Origin of the sequence: Brevibacillus sp. LEMMJ03, from assembly GCF_007197875.1 — a bacterium.
GTDB lineage: Bacteria > Bacillota > Bacilli > Brevibacillales > Brevibacillaceae > Brevibacillus > Brevibacillus thermoruber.
Window position 1 is genome coordinate 127,634 of sequence record NZ_VKJN01000007.1, and the last position, 19,652, is coordinate 147,285.

The window sequence follows — 19,652 nt, forward strand, 5'->3', positions numbered from 1 at the left end:
AAGCTGCCCGACCGAATACCCGCAGCTTTCCCTCCGGATTCCCCCCTACAAACGAAGCCGGGTCACGAGGCTCGTCATGTCCTCAGGCATGCGGGCGGTGCACACAATCTCGTCCCCGCTCACCGGATGCGCAAACGAAAGCCTCCAGGCGTGCAAGGCCTGTCGCCGCAGCAGCCTGCCGTTTCCGCCGTACATGGCATCGCCCACCAGGGGATGTCCGATGTGCTGAAAATGGACGCGTATCTGGTGGGTGCGTCCCGTCTCCAGCCAGACACGCACCAGCGTTGCCTCCTCGGCCCGCGCGATTACTTCATAGTGGGTGACGGCAGGATCGCCGCCATCGATCACGCGCCGTCTGGTCGGGTGTCGCGGGTCGCGGCCGATCGGGGCCGTAATGGTGTCCGCCTCTTTCTCCACCACACCCGAAGCGACGGCCAGATACTCCCGCTTGATGCCCCCTTCGCGCAGCAGCCGGTCAGCCAATTGGTGGCCGTACCCGCTTTTGGCCAACAGGATCGCGCCCGAGGTCTCCTTGTCCAGCCTGTGCACCGGATGTACGCCGGCCTGTTCTCCCTTATCCCGCAAATAGGCGGCAAGGGCGTGGACCAGAGTGCCGTCCTGCCCTTCCCGAACGGGGTGCACCAGCATGCCCGCCGGCTTGTCGGCCACCAGCAGGTGCTCGTCTTCGTAGAGAATGCTGACCGGTATGCGGGCAGCTTCCCGGGCTCCGTCTGCTTCCGACGTCCCTTCCCTCTGCTGCTGCCGTTCCGCCACCCGGACAACTACCCGGTCGCCCGCCTTTACCTGCCTTTGCAAATACGGAGACTTGCGGTTCAGCAAAATCCCTTTGCTCCGCGTCAGCCGCTGCAGCATCCGGCCCGATACACTCAGTTTTTGCCGGGCGATCTGCTCGACGGTAAGCCCCGCATCTTCCTGTTTCACGACGTACTCCAACCATCCCTTGCGACTCACGTTTATCCCTCTGTTTCACGCTTTTCTCCCCATTGTACTGAAAAAGCGGGCCGGTATGCCAGCGCTCCCCCCGCCGCGAAAAGGGGAAAGCGTCCGCGTCCCGTATCAGGAGCGGACGATCATCGCCTGCAAATCGCGGTCAAAATCCGCAATCGCTTCCTGCTGGCCCATCTCCAGCAGTTGTGTCACATACCCCTCATCCGCGTACAATTCCCGTCCCAGCAGCTTCCCGGCAAACATCACATGCAGCCGACGTTTCCACCCCAAATGGATCATGGCAACATCCCCCTCACTTACCATACTTTATTGTATGTTAAGTATAGTATCGGACAGGGGTGTTTGTAAACATTTTTGTTTAAAAAATTAAAAACCCTGCCTTTCAGGAGAGGGTGTCCCATTTCAGGCACGCGCCGATCTTTCCCGCAAAAAAATACCCCCTTATTGAGAGCGTGCATCTCAATAAGGGGGAAGTTACTGTTAACAACGCAACAGTTTACCAGTCAGGGTCTGCATTCGTTACGATAATAGCCGCTTGTCCATTCTGATTTGGCAGTGCTGCGGGGATGGTGGTTGCGGTGAAAAGGAAAGCAAAAACGAGCATGGAAAACAATGTTTTCATAGGATACACCTCCTTATCCCTTTATTGCATCATTATTACATATTTTCTCAATAATTTCCATATGGTCGTAGGACAAGTTCTTGCCGCTTAGCCGATGGTGCTTCACGAGCAGGCCGAAACACTCGATTACCTTTTCAGAAGCGCCAAGCTGCCGATAGTATCCAATACTTTTCAGAAGACTGTCGATCCCCTCGTCAATACGTCCCATCGAGAGCTGGCACATACTTTTTCGCTGATAATACCTAGCTGCATTTTTGATTCTGTTTGGATGACAGTCAACAGGTAAAAACCTATCTTCAGAATCGATCAGCTCGTTGATCGAGTCATTTCTTCCAGTCTCCAGGTACACATCCAAAAGATCGCTAACGATTGTCATTCGAGCATCTTGCTTTGCTTCATGAAGACATTCTTTATAGAGACGAATCGCTTGGTCATACTCCCCTTTTTTCGCATGCAGCAGCGCCCGGAGGTGGTTTTTGCGAAAGTCCGCATATTCGCTTTTTTCATACTTTTTCAGGTAAAGCTCGGCCAGAATGAGATCGTTCAGGCGCAGGTACGCGTTTACGATGGCAATCAGAGCGGAAGCTTTCTGTTTGCTGTCGGTTTGGTCTTCACGAATTCCCTTGCTGCACAGGTCAATGCATTCCTGATAATAATCCAGGATGTAGGCGTGTACGCCCAAACGATAATACGCGGAGATTCGCTCAAACGGGTGCAGGTATTCGATGTAGTGCAGCAGTTCCTTTCCTCTGCGGTAGGTCTCCTCGAATTGGGTGAAGTGGTCGCGTTCGATTTCATACCGTTCCAGAAGCCCTTTTGCCAGGTAGTAGGGAATGCCGCGTCTCCTGGTATAGTCGATCAAAACGTCATACAAGGCCAGTTTGATTTCCGCCTCTTCTTTCTCTTTTGCGACCTGCAGCAGCGTATCCAGGGCAAGAAAGGTGTCCATTTTAGGGGTCTCCAGCAACTTTTGAGCCGCTTTCCGAACCAGCGACCTGTTATTCAGGGAGACAGCTTCTTCCAGGAGAAATTTCAGCATTTCCGCCCGCTCGGTCACGTCTAGGTACGAGCTGACAAGCGATGCGTAGGGAATTTGCAGTGCGCGCGTTATTTTTTTGCAGGTGGTAAATCCGGGCCGTTTCGTTTCCCCGGATTCGATCCGTGACAGGACGCTTTTGCTGACACCTGTCCGCTCCGCCAATTCGCTGATCGTGATGTTCTCCTGGCGCCGATACCTCAGAAGCATCTCTCGAACGTCCTCTACCATAGCAGAAGCCCCCTACAAAAATCTTTATCCTTTTTAACTTTTTTAATAGATTATCACAAGATTTGATTAACTGTAAATATTTTACTGCCTTTCCCGGTATTGTCCGCCCCAACAAAAAAAGACCCGCTTGGATAAGCGGGCCAGACCGTCCATGGTTCGCGTTGTTCAGCCTTTCAACTTGTCCGGATTGAGCGCCTCCAGCTCCGGCAGGACGAACAGGCCGTCTTTGCGGATCAGCACGTCGTCAAACCAGATTTCGCCGCCGCCGTACTCCGGACGCTGGATGTTGACCATGTCCCAGTGCACCTGGCTGCGGTTGCCGTTGTCCGCGTTTTCGTAGGCGCGCCCGGGCGTGAAGTGAAAGCTGCCGGCGATCTTTTCGTCAAACAGGATGTCGTTCATCGGGTGCAGGATGTACGGGTTGACGCCGATGGCAAACTCGCCGATGTATCGGGCTCCTTCGTCGCTGTCGAGAATCTCGTTCAGCTTCTTGGTGTGGTTGGCCGTCGCCTCCACAATCCTGCCGTTCTCAAACGTGAGCCGCACGTTTTCAAACCGGGTACCCAGATACGTGGTGGCCGTGTTGAACGTAATCGTGCCGTTGACGGAGTCGCGCACCGGCGCGGTGTAAATCTCCCCGTCCGGGATATTCGCCTCGCCGGAACAGATGACGCTGGGAATGCCTTTGATGGAGAAGGTCAGGTCGGTTCCCGGCCCGATCAGGCGCACGTTGTCCGTCCGCTCCATCAGCGCTTTCAGCGGCAAAAACGCCTCGTGCATCTTTTGGTAGTCCAGCGAGCAGACGTCGAAGTAAAAGTCTTCGAACGCCTCGGTGGACATGTTGGCGCTTTGGGCCATCGCCGGCGTCGGGTAGTTCAGCAGCGTCCAGCGCACATGGGAGGTGATGTAGTCGTGGAACGGCTGCATCACCGTCTGATGGGCCCGGCGGCGCTCGATCGGCACGTCGGCTGCCTCGCTGTCGTTGGTGGGGCCGTTGATCACGATAAACGCCTGGATGTCTTTGAACATCGGCTCTTCCCACTTGACCAGATACCCGGCCCGTTTTTCGTCAGCCCCCATCATCAATTCGCGCTGAATGGCCGGGTCGATGAACCGCACAAACGGATACGCTCCCTTGGCGTACGCCTGCCTGATCAGTTCCTTCGCCAGCGCATGTCCTTCCCCGCGCACTTCAATCAACAAACATTCCTTTTCCTGCAAACGAACGGAGTGGTTCAACAGGGTTTCCGCCAGCTTGACGATGCGTGGATCCAGCATCCTAACTCCTCCCCAAGGTGCCTTAAATAAAAAATATCTTATCGAATGGACAGATATTTTTCAATTATGGAACCACTCATTGTTTCATCCGATGTCACGGAGCGCCATCCGGCCACGATCAGCGCACGGCCGTGACCGCGGTCAATCAAAAAAATTTCTTGCATGTTTTCACAGCCTTGGAGTATTCTAGTCATCAAGAGTTGATCTGTACGAACGTTTTGAATGAACACGCAAAGGATGGGAGTGTTGGTTCATGGCGAATGCTGCAGTTTTTCTGGCATAGGACGGGGACCTTGTGCGAGGGGTCTCCGCCCCTTTCACATCCCTGTCTTGCAAGAAGCTGCAGGACGCCTGAACCACTTCCGTCCGTTTCGATAGGGGGCCGGCCCGGACTGCCGAAACCATCGGCTGTCCCGGCACGGGCAGCGGAAAACGCGCCGTTTTCGCACCCGCCCGATTCCCCGTATCCGTACCCGGCCTTGTCGATCAAGCGCATGCGGAAGAGGTTTCGCTTCTCTCCCGTTTGCGCTTTTTTGGTCCCGTCTTTTCGCGTTTGCGCGCGGGTGGGAGGCGCAGCGGGCAAGGCGCCTGCAGGCAGCGAACCATCGAGAAATCGGAGGGATGCTTGTCATGCATTGGCGTTCATGGGACGTGAACTTGAAAGTCAGGCTTTTCGGCGAACTGATTACACATACGTTTTTCTGGATGTACTTTCCCTTTATGGCGCTTCATTTCAGCGACGCGTTCGGCAAAGAGGCGGCCGGACTGCTGCTGACCATTCCTCCGCTGCTGGGGATGTTCGCCAACCTGGCCGGAGGATACCTGGCCGACCGGATCGGTCGACGGACGACGATGCTGCTGTCCATCGCGCTGTCCTCGACGATGTTCGGGCTGTTTGCCTTTTCTCCCTCGCCCTGGGTTGATTATGTCGCCTTTATCGGCATCGGGATTGCCGGCTCCCTGTACTGGCCGGCCAGCTCGGCGATGGTGGCCGACCTGACGACGGAAGAGGATCGGCGCCTGGTATTTGCCACCTTTTACACCGCGATGAACATCGGCGTCGTCGCCGGGCCCGTTCTTGGCTCCTTCTTTTTCGTGCACCACCGGTTTGAACTGCTGGTCACCTGTATGATCGTCGAGCTGTTGTTTGGCCTCGCGATATACGCCTGGGTCAAGGAGACGCTGCCGCCGCGCCAGGCAGGATCAGCTCCCCAGGCGTTCTCGCTGAAGGAGCAGTTTCAAAGCTATGCCGTGATCTTTCGCGACAAGCCGTTTGCCGTCTACATCGGAGCGGGTGTCCTGGTCGCGATCGCCTTCATGCAGCTCGATTTGTACATGGCGCTGTACGTCAAGGAACACGTGCCCAGCCAGCCTCTTGTCTGGTGGGGCGACTGGTCGTTTTCGATCGGCGGCACATCCGCGTTCGGCTGGCTGATGGGACTGAACGGCTTTTTGGTGGTGCTGTTCACGCTGCCGGTCACGCGCCGGTTTGAAAACTGGAGCGACCGCAACAGTCTCGTGCTGTCGTCCGTCCTGTACGGTTTCGGCCTGTTCCTGATGGGCTTTACGGTCAACATCTGGCTCTTGTTCGGCTGCATGGTCATCCTGACGCTGGGCGAGCTGATTCGCACGCCCGTGGCTCAAAGTTTCATCAGCAAATACGCGCCGGACGACGCGCGCGGCCAGTACATGGGGGCGTCCTCGCTGCAGTTTTCCATCGGCCGGTTCCTCGCGCCGCTGACCATCGGCTTATCAGAGCGGCTCTCCCCTCTCGGCGTCTTCTCCGTCATTTTCGGGATCACGCTGGTGAGCGCGCTGCTCTACGTGTACATGTTCCGGCTGATTCCGGAAGAGCGAAAAAAGGAAGCGAGTGTTCGACAGCCATAGGCAGATGCTTCGCCAGCCACCCGCCCGGGCAAGACATGTTTCCTCTGCTCATGATACAAGGGTGTCTTGCACGCCACATACCCCTTCACGTCATCATCGGTTTCCCTGAGGGGCTTCCCATGACTGCGTGAAGGGGTGTACGTTTTCCCTTGTGGGGCATTGAAGGTATCAGGTTCGATGGTGTCTCCACCATTCAAACACATAGAAGAAAACCAGCAAGACCAGGCTTGTCCACCAATGATCAGGGCTAATGTGATAGAATATAACACAAATCGCCCCTCCATTGATCGGCCGGAAAATCCACTTCCTTTTAAAAATGTCATACAGGGAAGTGACAAGGATCAGTACAAAAAGGATAGACACAAAATTTTTTGCAATCATGACCACTTCCTCTGTTATCTAGAGTAAATTGCAGATCCACCACTATACACTCGAATAATAACACCATTACCTTTATTTCGGTTACTTAACACAGAAGCTGCGGTACCAGCAATAACAGAGCATATTGTAGCGGAAGCGGCAGGAAGTGATTGACCGAAAAGCCCCAAAACTACAGCAGTAATAGTGGTAATGGCAGATGTGTAGATTAATACGTCAATAACCTTTCTAGTATCATTATCACTTAAGTAAAGCCAGTCACCCACATCCCAGTTAGGCCCTTGATAATAATAAGTTTTTTTATCCTTTCCTGTATATGTGGTTCCACCAGTACCAGGATCCGGTGCATTGACGATTGGACCAGGAGAATTTATTTTTTCTGCTGAGGTTATTTTTTTGCTCTTTTTACCAAATTCGTTTGCTTGGTTAAACGTATCTTCCAACAATACATAGATCTCTTTTGGAATGTGTTTTTCGGCATCTTTCGTAAAAGAGTAACCATTTTCGTCAACAGTATAATACTGTTTATATTCATCTAAACCTTTAAAAAGTAACTTTGCTTCTTTTGATTCCATAATTTTCTTTATCTTTTGCGTTGTTTCTGGTGGAAGGTTTAGGTCCTCTAGTAATTTTATCTGATTATGTACACTCGTCTGTGTACGCGCCTGTGTACTTGCTTGTGCCGACGTAGCGTTTACTCCGTACAATGAAGCGGTCATTACAGAAAAGGACAAAGCAACAAAAAGAACTTTTTTCATATTAACCTTTCCCCCACCCTTGAATATTGAATACAATTGCGATATTACAAATATTTTCCTAAAAAGTCAACAGTTGCTTTTCCCTGGTTTCAATTTCGTTTGGTAACTTGTCTTATACATAGGACAGCTCTTGTGGAAAAACCGCTTCAGTCGGTACAACCAAAAGAAAACGTGAGCTCTATGCGCTCACGTATCAGTGTGCAGACAAAGTACTGCTGGGGGGAGAAGCACGTTTCCGGCTTCCGTTCCGTGCTCGCCCTGCAGGGAAGCACAGACTGCACGCTCCGCACCGATTTGCGGGGGATCGCCAAAGCCGCATCGCTACGCAGCTCATTCAAAGGTGGCGCTCCTTTTTTTCCCGCAAAACGCTGCTCCGCTCGGTAGGGCTCACAAGTCACTCCGCCTGGAAACATGCTTCTCCTTCGATGCAATCGGTTTGTCTTCAGTCTGAAACGTGAGCTCTATGCGCTCACGTAAGTCCGCTGCCAAAACACCTAAATTACACCAATTGGTTATAATCGTTGAAGTGTTAAGGTCTTCATGAATTTCTGGTGAACTGTGAAACGATTTGATGAAGGCATCATGCAGTAACCTTTTCGAATCATGATGCATTTCATTTCGTATTGGAAGATTCGTTTTTAGTATTAGTGAACAGTGTAGAATTCGTCGTCGCCTTGTTTGTTGGATCGATGCACCACTTGAGCCCCAACTGCCGTACAGTCAATGCGAGTCCACCACGACAAACCTCCGCGGCTGTCATCACCACGGAGGTTTGTTGTTTCCCGTTTCCAGCGCGGACAGGCCCTACGGCATCTCCTCCGGCAGGTAATACTCCTCCCGGTCAAAACGGCCGCGCATCCACTTGTAGGTGTCGTCGTAGATGCCCCGGATCACCGGGTCGTCGCTGTTGGCCGCTTCCAGCAGCGTTTTGGAGCCGAAGTAGTAGGCGTGGATCCGGTTTTTGTCCATGCCCAGCTTGTGGGCCGCCACCAGTTGGTTGTAGTAGATCTGGTAAAACTTCGGATCGCGGTACATCCGCTCGTCCCCTTCGATTTCCACGCCCATGTCGTACTTGCTCACCACGTCCAGGGTGCCTTCGAAGCGGTCGAGCTGCACCGGCTTGTCGTTGTAGTAGTTGGGCTGGAGGAACGCGTAGTCGAAGTAGAGCGATTTCCACTCGGCCAGCCCCGGCGCTCCGTAGTACGGGATCCAGTAGAAGCGCAGCGCGTCGTCGTGCACGATGCCGGCCATGTGACGAATCAGCTCCCGCTCCTTGGGCGCGCTGTCATCGATCAGCTCGTGGAACCAGTAGATGCCCTCCAGCTTCAGATAGGCAAAACCGGCTTTGTCCCAACGCTTTTTCAGCTCCCGGTAGTACCACTCCAGCGCCTGCTTGCGGTTTTGGTACGCCTGCTCCTCGCCCACCTGACCGGCGTTGAAGGAGAGGGACGGCTGCTTGTCGTCCAGACTGCCGAAGTCCGTCTGGGCCGGATTGGGGTAAGGAAGGGCGAGCACGACGTTTTCCACCGTCGGCGTGCCGTACAACGTGCCCCGCAGGCGGTTGAACTCGCGCATCGCGTCGTTCAGCGCTTCCAACTGCTGGCCGGAGCGGAACAGGTCATTCATGTATTCCTTCCATCCCTCTTTGGTGGCGGGCAGGATTGAATACGGCAAAAAGAGCACCGTGTCAAACATCTGGTCGACCATGTACCCGTCCTTGGTCCGGTAGCCGACCATCGGCAGGAAGTCTTCCTTCCGCCAGACGCCCCGCTCGCCGTATGCGCCGGAATAGGCCAGCAGCATGTTTTCCACGCGACGGACCGTTTTTTCCTCGACGACGGTCTGCTTTTGGTTTTCCGGCGGCAGCAGGACGGACGGGCTCTCTCCCTTGCTCAGATCGGTCCCCCACACTTCCAACTGGCGCGCAAAGGCAAACACTTTTACCGGGAACGACACGCGGACGTAGCGCGCCTCCACTTTCGGCAGCGTCACGGCCAGCGTGCGCACCACCACCGCTTCCTCCGCCGGCGACACGTCATGCTTCGCTTTACCGGCGTAATACCAGGCCCTGCCGTCGCGGGAGACCTCCACGTCCATCCATTCCGGCATGGTGATGCCCGCGCCTTTTTGCTGCTTAAACGTCAGCGTTACCCGCTCCAGCCGCTTTACCTCATGCAGGGCGACGGTCACTTTGCGCCCAAATTGGCGGTTGTAGCCGGTCCAGGTCTCCGACGGGGTAACCAGTCCGCCTACCGGGCCGGGGTACTGTTTTTCCAACTGGGTGAAATAGGCATCGGCCTTGCCCATTGTTTGGACAGAGGTAAAGCTGCCCGGCGCGAAGTTGACCAGGCCTTCCTCCTCGGCAGGTTGTGAGGCGGGCTCTGTTTCATGCCCGGCCTGATTGGGTTTTGCGGGTGCGGTGTCCGTGCCGGCCTGATCGCCCTTGTCCGAATCGGCGGTTTCGGCCGGTTTGTTGGCTTCGCTCGCGCCATTTTCCGCCTTCTTCTCCGCATCCGGAGCCGCCGTTTCCGCCGCCTTCGCTTCCGATGCCCCTCCGGTTGCAGCCGCCGCCTCCGGCTGTTCATTCGGCTCAACCGCATCCTGCGGCTGCTGCGGCTCCGGCGCAGCGGTAATTTCCACGGGAATGTCCTTCGTGCGATACCCCAGCGTCACGGTCAACGTGCCCTTGCCGGGTGTGGGGCCGGCGACAAACGTGCCGTCCGGCAGCACCGTTCCCAATTCCGGCCGGTCAAAGGCAAAGACGGGGGAAAACGGCAGGGTCCCGCCGGTTGGTGTCACTTCCACCCGTGTGCTGGTGCCGGCCATTACCGACAGCTTGGCCGCATTGAGCGTAAAATCGGCCTGTTCCGCCTGCTGGTAGCGGGCGTTCAGCACGCGCTCGGCGATGATCGCGGCATCTCCCCGGGTCACCGTCCCCTGCGGGCGGAAATTGCCGCCAGCCCCCTGCATCCAGCGCTGGGCGGTAACGGCGGTCACTGCTTCCCGGGCGTAGTCGGCAATCTCCTCCTCATCCGCATACGCCGGTACGGCTGCGCTCTGCATCTGGCCGCCGCCCGCTTTCCACAGCCGCGTCAGCAGAACGGCCAGCTCCTGCCGGGTTAACGGGTCGGCCGCTCCCAGCGTGCCGTCGCTTCGTCCGTGAAGCACCCCCAGCTCCGCCAGTCCGTAGACGTACGGGGCGTACGGGCTGTCCGCCGGCACGTCGGCAAACACCGCTTGGTTCGGCTGTTTCGGCTGGACGCCCATCACCTTGGCCAGCAGCACCGCCACGTCCTGCCGGGACATCGGCTTTTGCGGATAAAAGCGGTCCCCGCCCTGGCCGCTGATCAGATGAACCGCAGCCAGCCGGTTGACGGCCTCCCGGGCGTAGCTGTTTTGCAAATCGGAAAAGGTCACGTTCTGCTCGTTGGGCAGCACCCCGCCCTGTTTCTCCGCTGCCGGGGCCGTCGCGGAACCAGCGGCCGCCGCAGCCTGGGTAAACAGCATCGACAGCGTCAGACAAACGGTCATCGTCCTGGCTGCCATACGTTTCAACACCATGTTTCCTCCTCCAACGTACTGCTTCTCTGTATTACGCATCCGGCGCAACCGCCGCCGGACGAGGCGGTTTCGGGCCGAAAAACTGGTAGTAGTCCACCTTGATGTTGCCGTTGTACAATTTCCGCTTCTTGCTGGCCGTCCGGCCGAAGTGCTTCTCAAACTGCTCGTCCGACGTCAGCACGTAAAACGACCACGTGTCCAGCGCGGAAAAGACCTCACCCATGTCGCGGTACAACCGGCTTATCTGCTTCCAGTCGCCCAGACGTTCGCCGTACGGCGGGTTGCAGATCAGATAGCCGTATTTGCGTTTGGTACGGACGTCGCGCACGTCCATGCGCTGGAAGTGAATCTGATCCTCCACGCCCGCTTCGGCCGCGTTGCGCCGTGCGACCCGCAGAATCTCGTCATCGATGTCCGTGCCGATGATCTCCAGCTTCTGGTCGTAGCGGGCCAGATCGTGTGTCTCCGCCCGGGCTTCCCGCCACACGGTCTTCGGGATGGTCGGCCAGCTCTCGGAGACGAATTCGCGGTTCATCCCCGGGGCGATGTTCTGCCCGATCAGGGCCGCCTCAATCGGAATCGTGCCGGAACCGCAGAACGGATCCATCAAGATGCGGTCCGGCTTCCAGCGGGACAAGAGGATCATCGCCGCCGCCATCGTCTCTTTCAACGGAGCCGCGCCGATCAAGCCGCGGTATCCCCGCTTGTGCAGCCCCGGTCCCGACGTGTCGATGGTCAAGGTGGCGACGTCCTTCAACAGGGCCACCTCGATCTTGTACATCGGTCCCTGCTCCTCGAACCAGTCCCGCTTGTACGTTTTTTTCAGGCTTTCCACCACCGCTTTTTTCACGATCGCCTGACAGTCGGGCACGCTGAACAGCGTCGATTTCACCGATTTGCCTTCCACCGGAAACGCTGCGTTTTCCGGGAGCCAGTCCGACCAGGGCAGCGCCTTGGTCTTTTCAAACAGCTCGTCAAACGTCGTCGCCCGAAACTCCCCCATTTTAAGACGCACGCGATCCGCCGTTCGTAACCACAAATTTGCCCGCGGTATCGCGGAAATGTCTGCCGTAAACGTCACCTTGCCGTTGTCCACCTTGACGTCCTCGTAGCCCAGCGCCCTTACTTCCTGGGCTACCACGGCTTCCAGGCCAAACGTCGCCGTGGCGATCAATTCCACTTTTTGCATGATACAATCTCCTGTCGTTCGGAAATGGCAGGGTGAAACCCCTCTACTATATTACCCGATTTGGCATACGCGTTGGTAATGTTCGTCAAACAAAAGTCCCGTCTCCCAAATCGGGGACGGGTGACGCCTCGCATGCCGGCAGGAGGCCCAGTCGCTCAGCAGCCCTGCTCCATCGGGCGGATCATGTACACCTGTTCGGTGCCGGACGGCTGAAACCCGGCCTGCTCCAGCACGCTCACCACCAGCTTGCGGGAGGCCGGCAGATTGAAGGTGGAACGCATGCAGGCCAGCTCCAGCGGCGCCCACACATGGGCCAGCGCAAAGCGAACGATCGCCTCCGCGTCAGCCCGTCCGGGCAGGACAGCGCACTGCCGCAGCACGATGGCGGTCGGTTTGCCCGACTCGTCCAGCGTCCGTTTGTAGAAGGCGTAGCCGACCGTCTCGCCGTACCCGTCTTCCACGAAGACCGCCTCCCCGTCGCGAAGGCTGGGCCACTGGTTTTGCCACGGCACGTCCGCCTCGTAAAAGGAGAGCGAAGCCGCCTCCTGGGGAATGCCGCGCCGCAGCCGGTACGGGGCCGATGTGACGTCACCAAACGGCCGATCCGCCAGCGCGTCGGTACGCTGCCAGAACAGCAGCCGGTCCGTCACCTCGTACCCGAGCTGCCGGTAGAGGGCGATCGCCTTTTCGTTTTGCCGGAGCGCTTCCAGCGTGGCCAGCTCGACGCCTGCTTCCCGGTACAGCGCAAGCGTCTCTTCCATCAATCGGCGTCCCACGCCCTGCCGGCGGTACGCCGTGGCGACGCCGGTGCCTCCGTTCCAGGCCACCTTTTTCCCGTTGATGGTGCGAACGCCGCTGGCGACCAGACCGATCGGTTCCCCGTCCGCGAACGCGACCACAGACAGGGATGGCGCGTATTCCTCCCGTCCCAGCCGCTGCAGCAGACTTTCCTCCGTCATCGTCACCGGAACAAAATAGCCCTCAAATCCCCGGTTCCACGCCAGCGTGACCTCGGCCAGCGTGCATTGGTTCATGCGCTTGACGACAATCATCGTTTCACCTTCCCGCATTTGGTAAAAATATTTTAATCGACCGAATCCAAAACATTCAATCATTTTCATCGGCGGCATTTTGGGCGATGACGGCCGGCACGATCTGCATCGACGGCCGGATATGCGGCAGGCGAAACGGACGGCGGCATCTTCATTGGCGAATCGGGGCGGGTCCATGGTATTGTGAAAGGGAGAAAAACGTGGCGGTCGCGGGTCGGTTGGAAGGCTGCTCCAACGCCTCCGGCACGCTGCGCCTCGCCGCCACCGGACGGATCGGCGGCGGTACGGGGCCGGACTCGCTGATCAAGGAAGACGGGGCCCGCTCCCAAGGAAACTGTCAGAGGAAGACAAACGCAATCGACACGGAATGAGGAAGAAACCATGAGCAAACCAACGCGAATCATCCTGTTTGCGGGAGGCAGCCTGGGCGACTGGGCGCTCGCCGAAGTGCGGGAAGGCGACTGTCTGGTCGGCGTCGACCGGGGAGCGCTGTTTCTCGTCCGCCACGGCCTTCGCCCCCGCCTGTCCATCGGCGATTTTGACTCGGTCACGCCCGAAGAGTGGGCGGAAATCCGCGCGCACAGCGAAGAGGTGCGCTCCTGCGACCCGGTCATGAAAGATTTGACCGACACGGAGATGGGCTTTGCCTGGGCGCTGGAGCAGGGCGCGCAGGAGATTGTCCTGGCGGGGGCGCTGGGTTCCCGTTTCGACCACGCGCTGGCCAACGTCCACCTGTTGTGGAAAGGGCTGCGCGCCGGCGCACGCTGCCGGATCGTCGACGCCACCAACGAAATCATGCTCGCCGACCGGGAGCTGACCCTCGGCCCCAGCCGCTTTCCCCACATCTCGCTGCTGCCGCTCACCCCGGAAGTGACCGGCATTACCCTGTCCGGGTTTCAGTATCCGTTGAAAAATGCGACGCTGCGCCTCGGCGACACGCTGGGCATCAGCAACGTGCTGACGGCGGACAGCGGGACGATCTCGGTCGCAAGCGGCTGCCTGATCGTCATTCGCAGCAGGGATTAACGAAAACGCGCCTCGCCTACTGCGCCCTCGCGGCGGTCAGTTCCGCCTGCAGGGGAAGCTGCCAGTCGATTTCGCCCAGGCCCTGCTCCCGCAAAAAGCGGTTGGCCCGGGAAAACGGCCGGCTGCCGAAAAAGCCCCGGTTGGCCGAAAACGGGCTGGGGTGCGGGGATTGAATCACACAGTGCTTCCGGGTGTCAATAAACGACGCTTTCTCCTGCGCGTGACGCCCCCAGAGAATAAAGACCATCGGCGTTTCCCGCTCGTTCAGGACGGCGATGACCCTGTCGGTAAACTGCTCCCAGCCCATCCCCTTGTGCGAATTGGGGCTGCCCGCCCGCACGGTCAGCACTGTGTTGAGCAGCAGGACCCCCTGTTTTGCCCAGCTCACCAGATAGCCGTGATCGGGGATGGCACAGCCCAAATCGCTCTCTAGTTCCTTGAAGATGTTTTGCAGCGACGGCGGCGGCGTGACCCCCGGTTTGACGGAAAAGCTGAGACCGTGGGCTTGTCCCGGTCCGTGATACGGGTCCTGACCGAGAATCACCACCTTGGTTTCCCGGTACGGCGTCAGATGGAGCGCGTTGAAAATGTCGTACATGTCCGGATACACGGTGCGGCTTTGGTATTCCGCCTTCAGGAACTGCCGCAACTGCCGGTAGTACGGTTTCTCGAATTCGTCCGCCAGCAGTTCGGCCCAATCGTTGCGCAAAATAGCCATGTCCTTCACACCTTGCTTTTTCTTCTCCATTGTCTACTGTATCAAAAAGAGACGGGTCCGGCGATAACTTTCCCGAACCGGCCGCCCTCCTTTTCCTCCACAACCGCAGAAAAAAGGCGAACGACGCGTGCTGTCTGCCGCCCGGCCATCGGAACAATCGAACGCGAAAGGGCACCCCTGGACGATCAAGGGCGCCCTGTTTCCCTTCCCCGCCGGACAATTCCACCGCTACACAGGGATCGGCGTATTGCGGGAAGAAGTGTCGGTCTCGCTTTTTTGCTGACGCTGTTTTAACACGTACTGAAACAAGCCGAGCATGGTGATTCCGAGCAGGACATAGAGGCCGCTCATCATCCAGGACGGCACAAGCACCCCGACCAGGATGCCGGCTGCGCCCAGAAGCCTTCCCCCATGGCCAACCAGTCCGTACACCGCCATGTAGGACCCCCTCGCCTCATCGTTCACCAGATCAGCGATCACGGACTGGTATACCGGCGTCATCACCAGTTCGCCGCATGTCACGACAAACACCGCCACGAGCAGAATCCACAGCATGTTGCTGCTTCCCATGGCGGCGAAGCCGATCATGTACAAGCACGCCCCTGTTCGCAGGACAAGGCTGTCGGAAAACCGTTTGATCCACTTCGTCACGAGCAGCATGCCCATGGCGACCAGGATGGTGTTTTCCGTCTGCATGATGCCGACCATTTTGATCCCGTTGATCTCGAGCGAAAACCAATTCGCCACGGATAAGAGCTGGCTGCCGAACTCCTGCTGAAGACGGACGGCAATGTAATAGGTTTTCTGATTGAGCAGGGCGTTTCCCAACAAGACCGCGAGGCAAAAGAAGAGAAAGGTTCGGTCCTTTGCCACGAGCCGATAGCTTTGCAGCAGTTCCTTCCAGACCGCCACGTTTCTTCCCTGTTCATTCCGCTTCGTTTGGTGCGATTCGGTCATGAACCAGACAAACATGATCAGCGTGAACAAATGAACGCCTGTCAGCACCAGAAACAATTCAAACCGGTGCGATTGAAACAGGAAGCCGCCCCCCAGGGCTCCAATCGACATCGCCAGGTTGATGGACCAGTAATTCAAGCTGTAGACATACCGGCGGTTCTCCTGATTCGTCACGTCGATGATCATGGCGTCCACGGCAGGAAACAGCATGCCGGTGCCGACGCTTTGCACCAGCAGCATCGCATAGGTGAGCCAGGCCGAATCGAGCCAGTCGGAGTTGGCGATGGTCATGACGGTGTACGCCCCCACCAGAACCGATTGCGACATGATCATCACTTTCCGCCGCCCGATCTTGTCGGCCAGAAATCCGCCGTAAAAGCTGATGATCACCGTGGTCAATACCGTCGACAGCATGAGAACCCCGGCGATCGCCTGCCCCAGCTTTTCCGTGAAATAAATCGACATAAACGGAAAAATCGTCGCACCGACGATGATGCTTAAAAATCTTGTCAGCAGACGCACCTTGATGTTGATGTGAAGATCGCGAAATCTCATCGTTTCCCCCCTTTTCCAAATTTTATACAGACATTATACACTAATATATGGGAATTTCACCTTCATTTTCATATTGAAAGGTGCACTTCTCCCCTGCTGACGTTCCGGCTCCACGACAAAAACCTCCTGACATGAATCAGGAGGTTTGTCGATGCAGCCGCTGCCGCCCGGCTTCCACCGTACGCATCGTGATGCTAACGGGCGCAGTCGAGAAACTGTATCATACGCTCCGCCGTTTCCCGCGGATGGGTCACCATCAGCAGGTGGAGCGAGTCGTCGATCTTTTCGCATCGCGCCTGCGGCACCATCCGCACGTACTCCGAAGCCGCATGCCGCAAAAACTGCCGCTGCGCCTCGTCCGGCAGCATCTCCTCGTCGGCCAGCAGCAAGAGGACGGGACAAGCCAGCGCGCCGAACAACCCGGCCCGGTCAAACGAGGCGTACTCGCGAAAATACGCGTCAAACGCTTCCGCCGGCAGTTTGTACCCGTATCGACCGTCTTCTTTTTGCTCCAGTTCGCTCTCCGCCAGACCGGCCGGAACAGCGTGCGCTCCGTACCGTCGGGCAAACTGTTCCTCCGCCTCGGTCAGCGAGGCGAACCGGGTGCGGGCCAGCCGGTCCACCACGGCTGCCCGGTCAAAACCGGGCAACTCCCCCAGTCGGTAAAAGCCCCCGTCCAGGAGCACCAGCCGCGACACGCAAGCCGGGTAACGGGCGGCAAAGAGCTGAGCCGGCACCGCGGAAAACGAGGCGGCCGCGACCGCCGCCTGCTCGACGCCTTCCGCATCGAGAAGCAGCCGGATGTCTTTGGCGATCCGCTCAAAGGTGTACGGCCCCTGCCGGGAGGAATTGCCGTGTCCGCGCAAATCGGGAGCGATGACGCGATAACCCTCGGCCAGACGGGGCACGATGCCGGCAAACAGCAGCCGGGTGTTCCGAATCGCATGGAGCAGGAGCAGGACGGGCCCGTCCGCCGGGCCGGCCACGCCGTACTCCAGCATAACCCCGTCCCGTTCCAGCCGCTTCACACGTTCAAATACCGCTTTACTCACGTTGTCGCCCCCTGTTCCCTTTGCCATTTGCCGGGGATCGACCCCCGGGATAACCGATTCTTCATCATGATTCCCTGAGTCCAAAACGCACCTGATGATAGACGGATGCCAGCCATTTTTGACGTCGCTTTTGGCTGCTCCTTTTGACGCCGGCAAACATGAATCTCTTGACCTTTCGTATTCCGCAAAACGCGAGGATCGCATCTCTCATGACCCTCCATTCGACGCTGCGGCGAACTAGTCTGACATACCATCCGGGAGAGTCAATCGTATAGAACACCCATGCCGATTTTCCGTTGAGCAATCCCTTTGGCACCATCCCCTCGTAGTGATAGGCGAATCCCGAGACAAACACGCGATCGAAGAACCCCTTCAGAATCGCCGGGACACCATACCACCAAACGGGATAAATGAAGATGAGATGATCGGCCTGCCGCACCAGCTCACGATAACGCGCCGTTTCCGGATCGTTCTTGAGGTCGCTGCGCCGGATGCTGTCATTGTACACCAGTACCGGCTGAAAGTTGTCCTGGTATAGATCGATGACCGTATACACGTGGCCGGCCTCTTGCAGGCCGCGCTCCACTTCCTTCAAGATGGCAGCATTCAAACTATTCGGATTCGGGTGTGCGTAGACAATCAACACATTCATCTGGATGCCTCCGTCAGAACGGCAGGATGACCAACAACACAGCCAAAACAAGAATGACGACCGAGAGAAACTCAACCCGCCGGTGTCCAGCACGCTGCTCGGCACTGCCGACAGCTTCAGCGCCGGCATCTTGCAGCCGCGTTTTCAGTGTCTGATCGATCGATAACTTTCCAAGCAGAGCCACTAAGATTGTAAGGATCAGACCCACATGCCACCAGGAAAAAGCCAGACCCGTAAAGATACGCACAAGATCAACGACCGCAACGACAATGGCCGCCCATAAGGCAAATCGGTTGTATCGGTTCCACACGCTGATCGAGAGCCCCTCAACGGTTTCAACCAAAACCGGTTGTTCCGGCTTCGCCAAAATGGACAGAAGGAGAGGACGGACACCAGCGGCCATGACAACCCCTCCGCCGACGATCACAGTCAGTGCCAATCGTTCCATTGCTGCCAGAACCAGATTCAACATGGTAACACCTCCATTATTTTTTGGTTGTATGACCAACCAATACAGAAGAAACCTGCACTCCTAACAACACACACATACCTTCCAAGCCTCGCAGCGGCACGACCCATGTCATGTCCGCTCACGTTCCGATTGCGTTTGCAAGAATTGTTTGACCATTTGGCCAAGGATTCGGTAAGCACCTTCAAGGTCAAACTCCGAATCAACGAAAGACTGCAAGGCCAGTCCTTCAAAACAGGCGAACAAAATGGCGGACATCTCAGCCCCATTTGGCAGCGGTTTTCCTGCCACCGTTTGGATTGTCTCTTCGATTCCCTCTCGTCCCCTTGCGAAAAGCTCTTTCACCCCGGACTGAATCGCGGGATTTCGCAAGCCAAGAACATACAATTCATATCGCAGCTTGTACCAATCCGCCTTGCTCTTCGTTCGCTCCATCGACTCCGCCAGCGCAGCGTCGGCAAGTTTGTCTTCAGCGACTGTTTCCCGTAGATGTCTCATCTGTTGGCAGTACTCATTTGCCGCTTCTTTGACAACAGACACCAAAAGGTCTTCCTTGTTTGCAAAGTGGTAGTGCACCAAGCCGGGCGACACGCCTGCCTCACGAGCAATGTCCTTGACGGAGCAGTTTTCGTATCCCTTTTCGGCGAGAACCTTATAAGCCGCTTCAATCAATTGGGCTCGCGTATTACCTGCTCTTGGTTTCATTCCGGATCCCCATTCATTTTTGGTTGGTTGTACAACCAATATATCATCTGTGTGTTGGTTGTCAAGATATTCCATGGGATATGCTGCCATCCAAAAGAAGTCTTTTCATCAAATAACGTGACCGGAATCGAGCATATCCGGCAGGTCGAACCTCTCTCGTTCCACAATCACGCTGCTGAGATCGGGGGGAAACGTGTATGCAGACGGTCTGTACATGTTGACTTATCACTCAGCGTTGTCTATCCTAATAACAACAGAAACTGCATAAACTAACACGACCGCCGGTGTTGCCGCACCGACGGTCGGTACAATAGACGTTCCCCACAAGGGGGCGGCTCATGTAATTGCGAGTAGACCACCTTAGCCTACCAAGTCCAAGGGTGGTCTACTTCTTTTTGTGGAAGGACAGTACGGCCACGATTAACAGCCCAAATGTCAGCATGAGCGAAATCGCCTCGTATACTGTCACGTTCTCACCCCCTTCCCGTGTGGGATAGAGAGTGAGCCGACCACCCTTGGGAGCCGAACCTATTGTACAGGTAAATGATACCACAGAA

The 19,652-nt window shown here is 56.8% G+C and carries 19 protein-coding genes; 3 read left to right on the forward strand and 16 right to left on the reverse strand.

Annotated elements, in window-relative coordinates:
- Positions 1–45: 45 nt before the first annotated feature.
- From FOI68_RS11065 to FOI68_RS11075, 5 genes are all read right to left on the reverse strand, one after another.
- Complete coding sequence (locus tag FOI68_RS11065) at positions 46–972, reverse strand: RluA family pseudouridine synthase (protein ID WP_143863203.1); 927 nt, start codon at positions 970–972, stop codon at positions 46–48.
- A 105-nt stretch (positions 973–1,077) separates the two neighbouring features.
- Positions 1,078–1,248, reverse strand: coding sequence for a hypothetical protein (locus FOI68_RS23435; protein WP_156110380.1), 171 nt, complete (start codon positions 1,246–1,248; stop codon positions 1,078–1,080).
- A 217-nt stretch (positions 1,249–1,465) separates the two neighbouring features.
- Positions 1,466–1,591, reverse strand: coding sequence for a hypothetical protein (locus FOI68_RS23950; protein ID WP_255433432.1), 126 nt, complete (start codon positions 1,589–1,591; stop codon positions 1,466–1,468).
- Between the two features lie 13 nt (positions 1,592–1,604).
- Positions 1,605–2,858 (reverse strand): helix-turn-helix domain-containing protein, encoded by a 1,254-nt coding sequence (locus tag FOI68_RS11070; RefSeq protein ID WP_044899122.1) that lies wholly within the window; start codon positions 2,856–2,858, stop codon positions 1,605–1,607.
- 165 nt (positions 2,859–3,023) lie between these two features.
- Positions 3,024–4,136, reverse strand: a complete 1,113-nt coding sequence (locus FOI68_RS11075; protein ID WP_143863204.1) for an aminopeptidase — start codon at positions 4,134–4,136, stop codon at positions 3,024–3,026.
- A 630-nt stretch (positions 4,137–4,766) separates the two neighbouring features.
- On the opposite strand from FOI68_RS11075, the gene FOI68_RS11080 reads away from it, so the two are divergent.
- Positions 4,767–6,023, forward strand: coding sequence for an MDR family MFS transporter (locus tag FOI68_RS11080; protein WP_143863205.1), 1,257 nt, complete (start codon positions 4,767–4,769; stop codon positions 6,021–6,023).
- Positions 6,024–6,418: 395 nt separating this feature from the next.
- Here the strand turns inward: FOI68_RS11080 and FOI68_RS11090 are convergent, their stop codons facing one another.
- From FOI68_RS11090 to FOI68_RS11105, 4 genes are all read right to left on the reverse strand, one after another.
- Complete coding sequence (locus FOI68_RS11090; protein WP_143863206.1) at positions 6,419–7,159, reverse strand: hypothetical protein; 741 nt, start codon at positions 7,157–7,159, stop codon at positions 6,419–6,421.
- An 804-nt stretch (positions 7,160–7,963) separates the two neighbouring features.
- Positions 7,964–10,720: a DUF4855 domain-containing protein gene (locus FOI68_RS11095; protein ID WP_255433433.1), complete on the reverse strand. Its 2,757-nt coding sequence runs from the start codon at positions 10,718–10,720 to the stop codon at positions 7,964–7,966.
- 31 nt (positions 10,721–10,751) lie between these two features.
- The gene (locus tag FOI68_RS11100; RefSeq protein ID WP_029100444.1) at positions 10,752–11,909 is read right to left on the reverse strand and encodes a THUMP domain-containing class I SAM-dependent RNA methyltransferase; all 1,158 of its coding nucleotides are present in this window, start codon (positions 11,907–11,909) and stop codon (positions 10,752–10,754) included.
- Between the two features lie 155 nt (positions 11,910–12,064).
- Positions 12,065–12,961 carry a GNAT family N-acetyltransferase gene (locus FOI68_RS11105; protein ID WP_143863207.1) on the reverse strand — a complete coding sequence of 299 codons (897 nt, stop codon included), beginning with the start codon at positions 12,959–12,961 and terminating at the stop codon, positions 12,065–12,067.
- A 200-nt stretch (positions 12,962–13,161) separates the two neighbouring features.
- Between FOI68_RS11105 and FOI68_RS23440 the strand changes: the two genes are divergently transcribed.
- Both FOI68_RS23440 and FOI68_RS11110 read left to right on the forward strand, forming a co-directional pair.
- Complete coding sequence (locus FOI68_RS23440) at positions 13,162–13,332, forward strand: bactofilin family protein (protein ID WP_160297105.1); 171 nt, start codon at positions 13,162–13,164, stop codon at positions 13,330–13,332.
- 10 nt (positions 13,333–13,342) lie between these two features.
- A complete protein-coding gene (locus tag FOI68_RS11110) occupies positions 13,343–13,987 on the forward strand; it encodes a thiamine diphosphokinase (RefSeq protein ID WP_143863208.1) in 645 nt (214 codons plus the stop codon).
- A 16-nt stretch (positions 13,988–14,003) separates the two neighbouring features.
- Here the strand turns inward: FOI68_RS11110 and FOI68_RS11115 are convergent, their stop codons facing one another.
- The 7 genes from FOI68_RS11115 to FOI68_RS24255 all read right to left on the reverse strand — a co-directional run bounded on the left by FOI68_RS11115 (position 14,004) and on the right by FOI68_RS24255 (position 19,648).
- The gene (locus FOI68_RS11115) at positions 14,004–14,705 is read right to left on the reverse strand and encodes a uracil-DNA glycosylase (RefSeq protein ID WP_143863209.1); all 702 of its coding nucleotides are present in this window, start codon (positions 14,703–14,705) and stop codon (positions 14,004–14,006) included.
- A 228-nt stretch (positions 14,706–14,933) separates the two neighbouring features.
- Positions 14,934–16,217, reverse strand: coding sequence for an MDR family MFS transporter (locus tag FOI68_RS11120; RefSeq protein WP_143863210.1), 1,284 nt, complete (start codon positions 16,215–16,217; stop codon positions 14,934–14,936).
- Positions 16,218–16,411: 194 nt separating this feature from the next.
- Positions 16,412–17,269: an alpha/beta fold hydrolase gene (locus FOI68_RS11125; protein ID WP_143863211.1), complete on the reverse strand. Its 858-nt coding sequence runs from the start codon at positions 17,267–17,269 to the stop codon at positions 16,412–16,414.
- A 64-nt stretch (positions 17,270–17,333) separates the two neighbouring features.
- Positions 17,334–17,921 (reverse strand): NAD(P)H-dependent oxidoreductase, encoded by a 588-nt coding sequence (locus FOI68_RS11130; protein WP_143863212.1) that lies wholly within the window; start codon positions 17,919–17,921, stop codon positions 17,334–17,336.
- A 13-nt stretch (positions 17,922–17,934) separates the two neighbouring features.
- Positions 17,935–18,393 (reverse strand): hypothetical protein, encoded by a 459-nt coding sequence (locus FOI68_RS11135; protein WP_143863213.1) that lies wholly within the window; start codon positions 18,391–18,393, stop codon positions 17,935–17,937.
- A gap of 108 nt (positions 18,394–18,501) precedes the next feature.
- On the reverse strand, positions 18,502–19,170 hold the full coding sequence (locus FOI68_RS11140; RefSeq protein ID WP_185973926.1) for a TetR/AcrR family transcriptional regulator: 669 nt from the start codon (positions 19,168–19,170) through the stop codon (positions 18,502–18,504).
- Between the two features lie 310 nt (positions 19,171–19,480).
- A complete protein-coding gene (locus FOI68_RS24255) occupies positions 19,481–19,648 on the reverse strand; it encodes a putative holin-like toxin (protein ID WP_370512123.1) in 168 nt (55 codons plus the stop codon).
- Between the last annotated feature and the right edge of the window lie 4 nt (positions 19,649–19,652).